The following is a 14,113-nucleotide window of genomic DNA, read 5'->3' as shown; positions in this document are numbered from 1 at the left end:
GCAAGAGCGACAGCGCTTGGACGCTGGCTGCAAGACTATTGGTACAGAACATCTTAATTACATGCCGTGAAACTGCTAAAACCGCGGAGGAAATAGCTAGAGAATTGGAAGTACCGGCAGTGTTTATGGAGCCGGCCATCTGCGTACCTTCCTGATCATTATGCTTCCCGGGGCAGGCTCGGCAGCTGTGATTGTTTTCTTGTTTTCATTTGTTTGGCAGTATAATGACTATTATCTGACATCCATGTATCTCCACAATACATCCACTCTGCTGCCATTTATGCTGGAGCGCTTAACATTGTCGTTTGACAACTATGCCTACAGCAATGAGTACATGTCGATAATTATCAACACGGGGATGATCATGTTTATTGCGCCGCTGCTTGTTTTTTACGGCTTCCTTCAGAGGTACTTTATCGAAAGTGTTGAGCGCACAGGTATTGTCGGGTAGTTCATAGTTTTTGCAGCCGGACCTTGACCCCCCATAGATAACCCCATGTTCTCTTAAGCCCTCTCAAATAAGGTAGTAATCTACATCCGGCTGCACTTATATTATAATGGATTTTGCAGGAAATGGTCAAATCTTCCGCGAAGTATGAGTGCGACATTTTGCAGGAGGGGGTCCGCCCCCTCATTTTATTGGAGGTAAAGTGGATGAGTCAGTACAGAGTTGGAATCATTGGATGCGGTTCAATTTTCCCAATGCATGCACGATCAATCAGCCGCCAAGCAAATGCGCATCTAGCAGCTGTTTGTGATATAAACCCAGAACGTGCGCGGGCAAGGGCAGATGAGTATAACTGCTCTTTTTATGTGGATTACCGGGAGATGATTGCCCAAGCAAACCTTGACGTGGTGCATATCTGCACTCCCCATTACCTGCACGCTCCCATGGCAATTTTCGCTGCCGAGCATGGAGTGCATGTCTTAACTGAAAAACCGATGGCAATCTCCAATGAAGAAGCTTACGCCATGATCAAGGCGGCTGAAGAGAACAATGTGGTTTTAAGCGTGATTTTCCAGAACCGCTTTAACCCCGGTTCCCAGTTAGTAAAAAAGGTGATGGAATCAGGAGAGTTGGGCAGGGTTCTGGCCAGCAAATTGTCGGTAACCTGGCAGCGGACGAAAGAATACTACACTGGCAGCGACTGGAAGGGCACCTGGGATCAAGAAGGCGGTGGTGTGGTAATCAATCAGGCAATCCATACCTTTGATTTAGCCCGCTGGTTTATCGGCAGTGAGATAGAGTCTGTGGATGCCACTATCAGCACGAGGGTGTTAGGTGATGTAATTGAAGTTGAAGACTGCGCGGAAGGAATTATTCGCTTCGAAAATGGAGTAATCACCTGCTTCCAAGCTCTTAATTATTACGGCTGCAGCATTCCTGTTGAGCTTGAGCTGCACTGCGAGCATGGAACGGCAAGGATTATCGGTGATACCGGAATCGTTAAGTTTAACGATGGCCGGGAAATGCGGGCAGTGCCGAATCCTAAGGAGTTAATTGCTTATGGCAGCGCCAAAAGCTATTGGGGTGTAAGTCACATCAAACAGATTACTGACTTTTACCACGCGCTGGAGCAGGGGATTGAGCCTGCGGTTACTGCGCGGGATGCGGTTAAGACCCAGGAACTGGTCTCTGCGATTTATGAATCAGGAAAAAAACGCCAAAAAGCGGCAAGCAATGTTGAAGTTTGCTGTTGACAGGGTGCGATTAATTTGCTATCGTATAGTCAAATAAAAAAGACCTTTAATCCAATCCAGAGAGGTTGGGAAGGACGTCTATATGCGCAGAGATTACAGGCTAACTGTATCTATTTTTGGCATAGCTTTGTTTAGGCTTCTACCAACCCGGTGGAAGCCTTTTTTGTGCCGGAGCGTCTGAGGTCTTGAAAGCGAGGAGTAGGCATGACATCGTTGTTAAGTGTAAAACAGCTGAATGTACCAATGGTGGAATGGCTTTTAAGACAAGCGCAGTTCTATCTTGACCATGAACCGGAGACTAGAATTACCGGGCATGCGGTAAATCTCTTCTTTGAACCAAGCACCCGCACGCTGCTGTCATTTCAGATCGCAGCCCAGCGTCTTGGGCTTACTCTCCTGGACTTTGAGGTAGACCAGTCAAGTGTGAAGAAAGGAGAGACTCTCCTGGATTCGCTCCAGACACTGGATGCCCTGGGAGTGCGGCTGGCGGTAATCCGCCACAGTGATAACTGGACCCAAGCGATTGAGAATGCGGGTCTGAAGATGTCAGTGATTAACGCCGGTTCAGGAGTCCATGAGCATCCCACTCAGGCGCTGCTTGATGCACTGACAATTAAGCAGCATTTCGGTAGATTTGCCGGTTTGAAAGTGGCGATTGTAGGGGATGTCCGCCACAGCAGGGTGGCTCGCTCCAATGCCAAGCTTCTCCAGATGCTTGGCGCAGAGCCACTTTTCTCCGGACCGGAAGTCTTCAAACCTCAGGACTTGGGAGAGTTTTCCTGGGTCACTTTTGATGATGCAGTCTGTGAAGCGGATGTGGTAATGATGCTTCGCGTCCAGCGGGAGCGGCACAGCTCTGCTTACACAGTTGAAGATTATAACCGCCACTATGGGCTTAACGCGGAAAGGTTAAACCAGCTGAAGCCCGATGCGGTGATTCTCCATCCGGGTCCCATTAACCGAAATGTGGAAATTACTGATGAGGTGCTGACGGATCCCCGCTGCAGGATTCTCCAGCAGGTGACTAATGGTGTTGCTATGAGAATGGCTGTGCTGCAGTGGTGCTTGAGGGAGGAGAGCGGTGAACAACTGGTATCTGCGTAATGGTTGGGTGGATCGGGAAGGAAGAATTGTTAGGGAAGACGTGCTGATTGTTGATGGAAAAACCGCAGCTTTTGGGGAAGAAGCGGCAGAACTTCGCCGGGAGGCAGCAGTTCCAGTAAGGGAGTATCACGCGGAAGGTAAGCTCATCAGCCATGGATTTGTGGATCTCCATGTGCATCTGCGGGAACCGGGTTATGAAAGCAAAGAAACGATCGCATCGGGAACAAAAGCAGCTGCTGCCGGTGGGTTTACCTTGGTTTACGCCATGCCGAACACTAATCCGCCTTTGGATACGCTGACAAGGCTGGATGATTTGGAAAAGCGAATCAGGCAGGATGCGTACGTAAAAGTGGTGCCGATTGCTGCGGCAACCAGGGAGCGGGCAGGCAGAGGATTAAATGATTATGCCGGTTTTAGCAACCGCGGCATAACTCTCTTCTCCGATGACGGCGATCCGGTGGAAGCGGAAGTAATTACAGCAGTAATGGAAAAGCTGGCGGATCTGGGTGGAGTACTAATCAATCATTTAGAAGATAAGAGCCTGGTAAACCCAGGAATTTTTGCAGACAGCATTCCTCCTGAATCAGAGTACCGCATGCTGGAGCGGGATTTGGAACTGGTAGCAAAAACTAACTGCCGCTACCACGCAGCCCACTTAAGCTGCGCGGAATCAGTTGAGCTGATTGCTCAGGCGAAAGCCGCTGGCCTGCCGGTAACCGCAGAAGTCACTCCTCATCACCTTACGCTTACCAGAGATGATATCACCGAGCCTTTAGGGCATTTTCAGATGAAGCCTCCCCTCCGCACTCATGCTGATCGGGAAGCGCTGATCGAAGGCGTGCGCACAGGCATTATTGACGCAATTGCTACAGACCATGCTCCCCATGGGCGGGAAAAAGAGCGCGGAATTAGTTCTAATTCACCCTTTGGAGTAACCGGTCTGGAAACAGCGTTTCCGGTGCTCTACACCAAGCTGGTCAAAACAGGAAAACTGGAACTAGAAAGACTCTTAAGGGCGTTAACGACCGGTCCGGGTAAAGTGGTGGCCAAAGACTTTAACCTTGCAGTCGGCAGACCAGCTGATTTAACAGTAATTGACTTAGAACTTGTCCGGATAGTTAAACCGGAAAGGTTTTTCAGCAGAGGAACAAATTCCCCTTATATTGGTGAGACACTTGAGGGCTGGCCGGTGCTGACGTTAGTAAACGGGATGGAAAAATACAGTGCTTCGGAAAGAGGAGGGTGGTAATCGGTGCAGCTGGACGTTGTTAAGAACAGGCAGATAGCAGCAGAGATTTGGGAATTAACTTTAGGAGGCATTTTTCCCTACGCTCAAACAGCGCCGGGACAGTTTATGATGATCCAAATCGGCACCGGCTGTGAGCATGTGCTGAGGCGGCCGATCAGCATCGCAGCAGTGGATGAAGATAGTTTGACATTAGTTTACCGCACCGTAGGCGAGGGAACCAGATGGCTTTCGAAGCGGAAATCTGGAGACAAGCTTGATGTTCTAGGGCCTTTAGGCAGTGGCTTTCCCCTCCCTCCTCCAAATGCAGAGGTGTTAGTTGTTGGAGGCGGGATTGGTTCGCCCCCGCTGTACCAATTAGCATCAGAGCTTACAGGTATAACTGAAAATGTGGATCTTGCTTTGGGATTTCGAAGTAAAAGTGAATGCTTCTGGATCGATGAGTTTTCCAAGCTTGGCAATTTAGCTATAGCAACTGATGATGGTTCAGCAGGAGTTCAGGGCAGTGTGATAGATTTAGTGAACAAGTTCCAGTCTGCAGGTAAAAGCTGGGACTATGTTTATGCCTGCGGACCTGTAGGCATGCTGCGGGCTTTGCAGGAGCATTTTGCCGGACAAGCTGTGCATGGCTATGTTTCTTTGGAAGAGCGGATGGCCTGCGGTGTAGGCGCCTGCTATGGCTGTGTCTGCAAAACAGAGGATAAGGCTTTTGCTAAGCGGATCTGCGCTGATGGTCCGGTTTTTGACTGGAACGAGGTGATTCTATGAGCGGTCCTGATTTGAGCGTAAAACTTGCGGGGTTGAGCTTAAAGAATCCGGTAATGCCTGCCTCCGGCTGTTTTGGATTCGGACAGGAGTACGCCAAGTATTACCCTCTGCATCAGCTGGGGGCGGTAGTAACGAAGGCGGTGACCCGCCAGCCCCGCCAGGGTAATCCTACTCCTAGAGTGACTGAGGTTAAGGGTGGAATGTTAAACGCAATCGGACTGGCAAACCCCGGTGTGGAGCATGTGCTGGCGAATGAGCTGCCCTGGCTTGCCGAGCAGGATGTTCCGGTAGTTGTGAACGTAGCGGGAGAGACGGCAGCGGAGTATGTAGAAGTTGCAGAGCTGGTTTCTAAATCCGGGCTTGCAGCTGCGATTGAGCTCAACGTTTCTTGTCCCAATGTAAAAGCAGGTGGAATCACCTTTGGTGTGGATCCCCAAATCTTGGAGAGCTTGGTTAAGGAAGTAAGGAGTGTCTGCTCCATTCCTTTATTTGTTAAGCTATCCCCTAATGTGGCAGATATTCGCGAAATAGCCTTGGCGGCGCAATCCGGGGGAGCTGATGGCTTGACTTTAATCAATACTTTAATCGGCATGAAAATAGATATTAAATCCCGCCGTCCGGTCTTGGCTAATAGGACCGGAGGCCTTTCTGGCCCGGCAGTAAAGCCGGTAGCGGTGCGGATGGTGTATGACACAGCTCAAGTTGTGGACATTCCCATTATCGGGATGGGTGGAATCTGCACCGGAGCCGATGCGGTTGAGTTTATTATGGCAGGAGCCAGCGCGGTGATGGTTGGAACTGCTAATTTTACCAATCCAAGGGCCTGCCCAAAGATTATCGCTGAAATTAGAGAATTCATGGAAGCAAACGGAATTGAAAGCCTTGATGAGATACGGGGGTGCGCTCTGTGAAATTAAATGACCGGGTGATTGTTGCGTTAGACTTTCAGGAAATTGAGCAGCTGGATAAACTGCTGAAGCAGCTGCCTAATCTGTCTTTTGTTAAGGTGGGCATGGAGCTTTTTTACACTGCCGGTCCGGATTTAGTGAAGCGGTTAAAGGACCGGGGCTTAAAAGTATTCCTTGATGTAAAGGTGCATGATATTCCCAACACAGCCTATGGCGCTGTTAATACTTTAAGTAAACTTGGCTGCGATATTCTCAACGTTCACTGCGCCGGTGGACTGGAGATGATGAAACGAGCAAAGGAAGCGCTGGTGGGAGACACTAAACTGATTGGGGTAACCCAGCTTACTTCGATAGATCAAGAAGCGATGAACGAGCAGCTTTTGATCCCAGGAGAAGTTGAAGACTGCGTGCTCCACTATGCTGCGCTTGCTAAAGAGGCGGGACTGCATGGAGTGGTTTGTTCTCCTAATGAGGTAAAACTGCTTAAAAGTAAGTTAGGTCTAGGATTTCTAGCCGTAACTCCGGGAGTGCGGCCTCTGGGCAGTGATGTGGGAGACCAGAAGCGGATAATGAGTCCTGCTCAAGCAGTGCAGGTCGGCAGCGATTATTTGGTGATTGGACGGCCGATTACCGCCAGTTCTGATCCAAAGCGGGCATTCGATCAGATCTTGGCAGAAATTGAGGTGGTATTATGACAAGCCAAGAACTCCTTCAGGAGTTTATTGAATTAGGTGCGCTGAAAGAGGGACATTTTCAGCTAACTTCAGGACTGCACTCACAGCAGTATGTGCAGTGCGCGGCTGTGTTTGAATATCCGAATAAGGCAGAGAAAATAGTGGCTGAGCTTGTTAAGAAGCTGCCGCGGGATCTCGACACAGTTATTGCTCCGGCAGTTGGGGGAATTAATTTGGGTTATGAAGTGGCGAAAGCTTTAAACTGCCGCTTTATTTTTGCAGAAAGAGAACAGGGAAAAATGACCCTGCGGCGCGGGTTCCATCTCCAACCACAGGAAAGGGTATTAGTGGTGGAGGATGTGGTAACAACTGGGGGATCAGTCCAGGAAATCCTGGAAATAGCAAAGAATAATGACTGCAGAGTGCAGGCAGTGGCCTCCTTGGTGGATCGCAGTGGAGGGAAGGTTGATTTCAAAGCACCTTATTTTTCTCTGCTGAAGCTGGAAATTGAAACTTATTCTCCGGAGAACTGTTCGCTCTGCAAAGCAGGAGTGCCAATTATGAAACCGGGTAGTAGGGGGAGTAAGTAATCAGGTAAGGGATAAAATATTAGACAGGTAAAAGACACGCATTATCCTAGATAATGCTAGTACAATCATAGATGCTGCACTTCATATGACTATGTAGATTGGTAACTATTCATCCACATTATGATGCATATTATAAACTGCCAGGCGCCTAGAAAACCTTAGAGGCCTCACAATTCATACGGAATTAAGTAAAGCTGTCATTAAGCGGTTATTAACTGTTCAAAAGGTTAATTGATCTGGCATGATAGGGAAGATCAACCTTGTTAGCTCGGTTAAAAGCATATACAATGTTGATCCTCAGTATTTTATGGAGGTATGACAGAATGACAATACCAGATTATCAGAGTATTATGCTGCCTCTTCTGCATTTTGCTGGCGATGGCAAGGTCCATTCTATCCATGATGCTTATTCGGCTATGGCAGATTATTTTCGACTATCCGATGAAGAAAGAAAAGCATTGTTACCTAGCGGGAAGCAAAAGGTGATAGAAAATAGAGTGAGTTGGGCTAGGACTTATTTGGTTAAGGCTGGCTTGCTGTATTCTCCAAAGAGGGGATGCTTTCAAATTACTGAAACAGGGCAAAGTTTCTTGAGTACAAATCCCCAGAGATTAACTATTGAAGAACTGCGTAAGTATGAAGGTTTTAAAGAGTTTCGATATGGTCAAGAAAGACAAAAGAATAAGACGGAGACTATGAGTCGGATACAGACACCCGAAGAAATATTAGAGAGAACTGTTGATGAAATGCAGCAAGAGTTAGCTCAAGAGTTGCTATCAAAAATAATGGATTGTACTCCGGGTTTTTTTGAACGATTAGTAGTGGATCTTCTCGTACGCATGGGCTATGGTGGTTCTAGACGTGAGGCTGGGCAAGTCTTAGGTCGTTCGGGCGATGGTGGTATTGATGGTATAATTAAGGAAGATAAATTGGGACTTGAAACAATTTATATACAGGCGAAACGGTGGGAACAATCTGTAGGACGTCCAGAAATACAACGATTTGTAGGTGCATTACAGGGTGTTAAGGCACGTCGTGGAGTGTTTATAACTACCTCCTACTTCACACAGGATGCTTGGAACTATGCCAATAACATAGAGACTAGAATAGTTTTAATTGACGGACAACAGTTAGCAGAATTGATGATTGAACATAATCTGGGGGTTAGTACTGTTGAAACATATACGGTGAAGCGGATTGACTCTGATTATTTCTTGGATGAATGATCAACTTGTTCAATGATGTGATGCATTTGAAAATGGGCATGTTTTTGGATAACCGAATTGTTTAACAACATTGGAAAATGTCAGGTCGGGCTTGGATACTAATCAGAAGTTCCGATAATGTGTTCAAACAGGCAAATGACAGAATATTGGGCTAAAGAAAATTAGTTAGCGCTCCGTTGTGGAGATAGAATAGGTTTCAAAAAAAGAAGTTGCAATGTCATCTAATTGGGCAGCAATTTCTGGGAACGGAACATTAAGATCCAGTATTCTTACAGAGATTCTATTGCCATCGATAATTACATCGCAGTTCGTTGATATGCTTTCACCTGTCTTAGCATACAGCAGTAGTCCCGATACATTCCCAGTTTTGTCTGAGTCTGCATTTTTTACATATGAAAAAATCTGATATAAGTTGGATGAATGGAGAGTCTGGGTTCCAAACAGCCAATGGGTCTGCATTGTTCTGTTATAGTATTTTGTATCAATAATAAGCATTTCGTCACCATACCTCAGTGTGACATCAGTGTACATTGTGGGAAGGATAGATGCATATTCTGTATCGACGTCCCACTTAATCTGCGTTGAGGATGCTTTCAGCATCGGATGATGATAGCGGTAATATTCCAGGACAAATTTTTCAAACAGCTTAGCCAAGTTGATCTCATCCAAAGAGAATTCAGACATTTTGTAAAGACCTTTTTCGGTTGTTAAAAGCAGGCTGTCCAGCACAAAAGAGCAGATATTAAGCAGCATTATGTAGTTCTGATTGTTGCGGTGAAATCTTAAAGTATTCCAGTCGATAAAAGCTGGGTCAAGATTATCCACATCTGCAAAGAAGAGCAACACTTTTTTCAGCGCGTGTCGTCTGGATTTATTAACGGTGTTTGATTTGAGCAGGTGAAATGCAGTTGTTTTAATGATCTGATTAAAGATATTGTTTTCTGTGAGTTGATCATATTCGCACGCCAACCGCGCGTGTCTTTTGATTTTCTTATGAATGGTATCATGAATCTTAATTCTACCTCGCAGTCCAGCAATGTCATCTGTGTGCGGAACGTATTCGCGGTATAAGCCTTGTTTCACCTGTTGTGCCATGCCTACAGCTAGAATTCCAGCGAGCAAGTCCTGGACATTTTCAAAATCCTCTGATGCTAGTTCTTGGTAGTTTTTCTGTTTCAGCACCTGGTAAGCATATGAAAGCATGTAGTAGATATTTTTGATAAGGATACCGTTGTGCTTAGTCATCGAACACACTCCGGAGCATATTTTCCCAGTGTTTAAGCTTAGTTCTGTCATCAAACCAGTATTCCTCCAACAGCGGCAGAACCTCATATTCCACAATCTCACGCATCCAATCCTCTGTGCAGGTATCCTTATTTCGACTGCAGAAGTAGCTGTGTCCAATGCGGAATTCTCTGCCAAGCGATGGATCGTCAACAATCACTTTATTAAGCTCCTTCACCCGGTCAATCAGAGTGTTAAATGTTTCGTTATCCAGCTGGTTCATATACGCTCGGAAACCATCTGAATCAAATCCTGGAGATATTCTAAAAAAGCTAAAGCGCCTGCGCAGAGCGTAGTCAATCATAGCTAAGCTCCGGTCGGCTGTATTCATCATGCCGATAATATATATGTTGCTAGGTACAGTAAACGGTGTTTTGTCATATGCTAAGGTTGTCTTAGTACCCCGATAGTCTTTTTCGATCAACATCAGCAGCTCGCCAAATATCTTGCTGGTGTTGCCTCGGTTGATTTCATCGATGATGAAGAAAAACTGTTCTTTAGGTTTACTGGATGCTTTTTGGCAGAAACGATAGAAGATTCCGTGCTCTAGTTCAAAGCTTTCTCCACGGGGTTTATATCCCATTACAAAGTCTTCATATGAGTAATTTTGATGGAATTGAATGAACTCAATATTGTCATCCTGCTTCTTGCCCAAAACAGCCCAAGCTAAGCGTTTTGCAGCAAAAGTTTTTCCAACTCCTGGTGGCCCTTCTAATATTAGGTTCTTTTTGTTCTCAAGCAGTGACACCAGTGTGTCGAAGTCTGCTTCAGTCATAAAAACCTCATTTAAAAAATCTTGTTTAGTGTATAATGCAATATTATCCGTTTCTTGTGCATGCAACTCCACGCCAGAAAGATCAAACTGATCTAACGCTGTACTTAACTCGTCACGAAGTTTCCAGATAAATGTGCCTTCTGATTTATCATCGGTATGTTTGCCCAAATAAAGAATAGGCCACCACCGAGAATCTTTATTATCGGGTGGAAGAGGACAATTAGTAGCTTTGGCAATTCGCTGTGCAAGTGATGAAGAGCCAGCGTTGTAGAAGTTGGGTTTTTCACCATACTTTTCTGAGAGTTGTTTGCAAGTTGCCATGCCCCCATGGTCCTTAATCCTTTTCATGATCTCTAGACTATCTGGGGTAAATATGTCCTGATTACCTAATAGATCCAGCCATTGTTGTACCGAGATGTTGGGACTGTAATCTTCAGGGAACCATTTGTCCTTTTCCGAAAAAACTCTACTGATATAATAACCAACATCCATTGTTAGAGTTTTTAGAGCGGGATCAGGATAGCAGTCATCGTCCAGAACTGACTGTAGCTTATTAATCAGCTCAATATCTTTCTTTAATTCCTCACACAATTGATCATACAGTTTAAAGCCGATAGTTAATCTATTGGTCCTTGAACCAGCGGGAACAAGACTGCTATTGAGGACCTTGGCTACCTTTATGGCTTCTGAGTATTTGTAGATATAGTATTTGTGAGGAAAACGGAGCCAAAGATAGGTGCTTATTGAGTTAGGAGTCTGGTAGTGTTGTTTCCATGAACCGTTGTCATGTTTTTCTTTTAGCCTGTCTGCATCAGATATAAATTTTTCGACTCGTGCAGTCAAATCTTTATATTCGTCATAAAGATTAATAAACATAGCCCTAACAGCTTCTGCGTCAGCAGCAATAAACTCCTGAAGCATTGCGCGTGGATAATAGTGTTGAGACGCGGTTAGATTATCGGTTTTATTGGTAGCTTGAGTGAACATTTCCAAAAAGTCCGGAGCATTTATGCTCCAGTGCTGTTGAAAATGCTTTACTGCTTGCCACTTGTAGCGTTCTTTTGTCCACCAATTATCAAAGTCTTTTTTGTAGTCAACCAGTACCTCATGGAGCTTAACGGTGTCAATCATCGCTGTACCTCCTAAGGATTTATAGCAAGATGGAAGGGTTATTATTTTTACGCAGCTGGATATAAGTTCAATTTCAGTTCTGTAATTTCCTTTGTAAGGGCATTTTTAGTTGATGTATGGAATATAGCTCTGATTTTGCTAAAGTTTATGTTTTGACTGGAGATGACAGGAATGAGGTATCAAGGCAGCTATCGTCAGATTACAACAGCTAGTTTTGAAAAGAAAATTGCTGCTGCCCAGCAGCATCTAACCAACTGCAAACTATGTCCGCGTGAATGTGGTGTGGATCGCACTACGGAGTTAGGTTTTTGCCAGGCAGGTGCTGAACTAGGAGTTTCCAGCTTTGGTCCTCACTTTGGGGAAGAAAGAGAATTGGTTGGGAAAAATGGCTCTGGTACTATCTTCTTTGCCCACTGTAATCTCCGCTGTGTCTACTGTCAGAATTACCAGCTCAGCTTTTGGGGAGAAGGTGAGGTATACACTACCGAACAGCTTGCAGACATGATGCTGGTCATTCAGGCTAACTATAAGTGCGGTAACATTAATTTAGTGACGCCTACCCATTATGTTCCCCACATTTTAGAGGCCGTGTATATTGCATCCCAAAAGGGCTTGCGAATACCAATTGTTTATAACTGCAGCGGTTATGAAAGTATCGACACGCTTAAGCTGCTTGAGGGTGTTGTAGACATTTATATGCCGGACATTAAATACAGCTCGGAGGAGTGGGGCAGGAAATATTCTCAAGCTCCAGATTATTTTGCTAAAGCATTTTTAGCACTTAAAGAAATGGATCGCCAGGTAGGCGGTCTTGTAGTTGAAGAAAGCGGTTTAGCTTACCGGGGACTTTTAATCCGGCACCTGGTACTTCCTGGTGGTTTGGAAGAAACAAAGCAAGTCCTAGATTTTATCAAATCAGAGCTTTCTCCGGATGTATTGGTCAACTTAATGGCTCAATACTATCCAAGCTATAAAGCATTTGAATACCCGGAACTGGACCGCAGGATAAGCCAGAAAGAATTCAGCGAAGCAGTAAGCTATGCCGAGGCACTTGGCCTAAGGCTTGCTGAGTGTTAGTTTACTAATAGCTAAAGAAGCCACCTCGGCTTCTTTTTTTCATGAACAGCTTTACTAACTCAAAGCTGGGTCTGCTATAATAAGATTTAAGGAGCAGGGTAAGGATAATCTGCATAAGCTGAAATAAACAGGAATAGGAAAAGAGGACTAGGCGTGAACAGGTATGAAATCGGTGAAATTATAGATATTGCCTGCAGGGCCGGAAAAATCATCTTGGAAAATGGCGGCGAGATTTATCGGGTAGAGGATACCATGCAGTTTGTCTGCAGGGCATTCGGAATTGAAGAATGCGACAGCTACGCTACACCAACCATGATTGTAATTTCCGTCAGTGATGAAAAAGGTGAAGTGTTTTCCCGGATGATGCGGATCCGTCGGCGCGGCGTTAATCTTAACAAGGTTGAAGCAGTGAACAATTTTTCCCGCGCGATTTTACATAATCCAATCACTCCTGAAGAAGCTAAAGCAAAGCTGGCGGCTATCAACAACTATCCTGTGTACAGTTTTTGGTATATGGCTTTTGCTGCGGCAGTGGGGACAAGTGCTTTTACGATTGTCTTTGACGGAGGATTAAGTACTTTTATCTGCGGCTTTTTTCTGGGAGGTTTTCTCCGCTTAATTGTTGATGGCTTAAATAGAATTCAGCTTGGCTTCTTTACTGTCAATGTAATTGGCGGCGCTGCGGCTGCTCTGGGTGGCTGGCTGTTTACATATTTAGGTTTGATACCTGATTGGTGGATCATTACTCTATCGGCTTTAATGCAGCTGGTACCTGGACTAATCTTTACCAATGCGCTGCGGGATGCGGCTGCTGGTGACCTTGTTTCGGCAATCAGCCGGGGGATGGAAGCGTTAAGTATCGTTACTGCCTTGGCCAGCGGAGCCGGTGGAACGCTGATGCTTCTGGCAAAACTGGGAGGTGGATGACGTGCTTCTAAAACCAATATTTGCCGCGGCAGCAGCGGCATCATTTGGCATTCTCTTTAATGTGCGGGGAAAAAACTTAATATTTACTGGTATCAATGGCGGGTTTGGCTACTTTATTTTCGCTCTGTTTACTTCTCATAACTATGAAAGCTATATCGGCATGTTTTTTGCCAGTCTAGTGATGACCATATTTGCTGAGATAGCTGCCCGCAAGATCAAAGCCCCGGCAGCAATCTTTTTGGCTCCTGCTTTAATTCCGATTGTTCCCGGTGGAAGGATGTTTGCTTTTGTGCTGCATCTTCTAGAAGGCAATAACCAGCTTGCAGTAGCTGATGGGATCGCAACACTGCTCCAATCTGGAGCGATTGCGATTGGGATAATAATTGTCTCCTCAATGACCAAGGTGATGATGGGTTTATTACATATGAAAAAAAGTTATAAATAAAATAACGGTTCTTGTCCGGAGATTCTGCATACGATCTCTGGCATGTGCAGAACAAGATCGGCTATTGGGAACTGGTTGCGGCTGATGCAGTTGTTCCAATGGGCGAGCTGTTGGGCGAAGAGTACTACAGTCGAAGGCAGCTGGACCTGGGATGCGGTTACAGATTATGGTCTCAAAGTCACTAGGGACACCGATGGCGATGGTGAAATCGATCTCTGTGCCACCAATGATGTGCGGGTATGGGATTTAGCTGTATC

Annotated in this window: 16 protein-coding genes; 14 read left to right on the top strand and 2 right to left on the bottom strand. The window is 45.5% G+C overall.

The annotated features are described in order from the left end of the window. The 10 genes from GX019_06270 to GX019_06225 form a co-directional block, all read left to right on the top strand. The coding region (locus GX019_06270; GenBank protein HHT36768.1) for a hypothetical protein at positions 1-155 on the top strand (155 nt) is incomplete at its 5' end. A 44-nt stretch (positions 156-199) separates the two neighbouring features. Continuing rightward, positions 200-451 carry a hypothetical protein gene (locus tag GX019_06265; protein HHT36767.1) on the top strand — a complete coding sequence of 84 codons (252 nt, stop codon included), beginning with the start codon at positions 200-202 and terminating at the stop codon, positions 449-451. Between the two features lie 203 nt (positions 452-654). Then, the gene (locus GX019_06260; GenBank protein HHT36766.1) at positions 655-1,701 is read left to right on the top strand and encodes a Gfo/Idh/MocA family oxidoreductase; all 1,047 of its coding nucleotides are present in this window, start codon (positions 655-657) and stop codon (positions 1,699-1,701) included. Between the two features lie 204 nt (positions 1,702-1,905). Next, positions 1,906-2,805, top strand: coding sequence for an aspartate carbamoyltransferase catalytic subunit (locus GX019_06255; protein ID HHT36765.1), 900 nt, complete (start codon positions 1,906-1,908; stop codon positions 2,803-2,805). Beyond that, positions 2,783-4,054 carry a dihydroorotase gene (locus tag GX019_06250; protein HHT36764.1) on the top strand — a complete coding sequence of 424 codons (1,272 nt, stop codon included), beginning with the start codon at positions 2,783-2,785 and terminating at the stop codon, positions 4,052-4,054. Before GX019_06255 ends, GX019_06250 begins: the two co-directional genes overlap by 23 nt. A gap of 105 nt (positions 4,055-4,159) precedes the next feature. Beyond that, positions 4,160-4,819 carry a dihydroorotate dehydrogenase electron transfer subunit gene (locus GX019_06245; GenBank protein ID HHT36763.1) on the top strand — a complete coding sequence of 220 codons (660 nt, stop codon included), beginning with the start codon at positions 4,160-4,162 and terminating at the stop codon, positions 4,817-4,819. Beyond that, positions 4,816-5,730, top strand: coding sequence for a dihydroorotate dehydrogenase (locus GX019_06240; GenBank protein HHT36762.1), 915 nt, complete (start codon positions 4,816-4,818; stop codon positions 5,728-5,730). The genes GX019_06245 and GX019_06240 overlap by 4 nt, the downstream gene beginning before the upstream one ends. Further along, the gene (pyrF, locus tag GX019_06235) at positions 5,718-6,422 is read left to right on the top strand and encodes an orotidine-5'-phosphate decarboxylase (GenBank protein HHT36761.1); all 705 of its coding nucleotides are present in this window, start codon (positions 5,718-5,720) and stop codon (positions 6,420-6,422) included. Before GX019_06240 ends, pyrF begins: the two co-directional genes overlap by 13 nt. After that, positions 6,419-6,991: an orotate phosphoribosyltransferase gene (locus GX019_06230; protein HHT36760.1), complete on the top strand. Its 573-nt coding sequence runs from the start codon at positions 6,419-6,421 to the stop codon at positions 6,989-6,991. The genes pyrF and GX019_06230 overlap by 4 nt, the downstream gene beginning before the upstream one ends. A gap of 323 nt (positions 6,992-7,314) precedes the next feature. Then, positions 7,315-8,217 (top strand): restriction endonuclease, encoded by a 903-nt coding sequence (locus GX019_06225; protein ID HHT36759.1) that lies wholly within the window; start codon positions 7,315-7,317, stop codon positions 8,215-8,217. Between the two features lie 165 nt (positions 8,218-8,382). Here the strand turns inward: GX019_06225 and mcrC are convergent, their stop codons facing one another. Together mcrC and GX019_06215 are read right to left on the bottom strand one after the other, a co-directional pair. Then, positions 8,383-9,462, bottom strand: coding sequence for a 5-methylcytosine-specific restriction endonuclease system specificity protein McrC (mcrC, locus tag GX019_06220; GenBank protein ID HHT36758.1), 1,080 nt, complete (start codon positions 9,460-9,462; stop codon positions 8,383-8,385). Beyond that, complete coding sequence (locus GX019_06215) at positions 9,455-11,407, bottom strand: AAA domain-containing protein (GenBank protein ID HHT36757.1); 1,953 nt, start codon at positions 11,405-11,407, stop codon at positions 9,455-9,457. The genes mcrC and GX019_06215 overlap by 8 nt, the downstream gene beginning before the upstream one ends. Before the next feature lie 171 nt (positions 11,408-11,578). Here GX019_06215 and GX019_06210 point away from each other — a divergent pair, with 171 nt between their 5' ends. From GX019_06210 to GX019_06195, 4 genes are all read left to right on the top strand, one after another. Further along, positions 11,579-12,484: a radical SAM protein gene (locus GX019_06210; protein ID HHT36756.1), complete on the top strand. Its 906-nt coding sequence runs from the start codon at positions 11,579-11,581 to the stop codon at positions 12,482-12,484. Between the two features lie 153 nt (positions 12,485-12,637). Continuing rightward, positions 12,638-13,411: a threonine/serine exporter family protein gene (locus GX019_06205; protein HHT36755.1), complete on the top strand. Its 774-nt coding sequence runs from the start codon at positions 12,638-12,640 to the stop codon at positions 13,409-13,411. Between the two features lies 1 nt (position 13,412). Beyond that, on the top strand, positions 13,413-13,856 hold the full coding sequence (locus tag GX019_06200) for a threonine/serine exporter (GenBank protein ID HHT36754.1): 444 nt from the start codon (positions 13,413-13,415) through the stop codon (positions 13,854-13,856). 84 nt (positions 13,857-13,940) lie between these two features. Beyond that, the coding region (locus GX019_06195) for a hypothetical protein (protein HHT36753.1) at positions 13,941-14,113 on the top strand (173 nt) is incomplete at its 3' end.

Source organism: Bacillota bacterium, from assembly GCA_012837335.1.
Taxonomy (GTDB): Bacteria; Bacillota; Limnochordia; order Darwinibacteriales; family DTU012; genus DTU012.
Note: the sequence above shows the minus strand (reverse complement) of the source record. Positions and strands in the feature narration are given on the sequence as shown.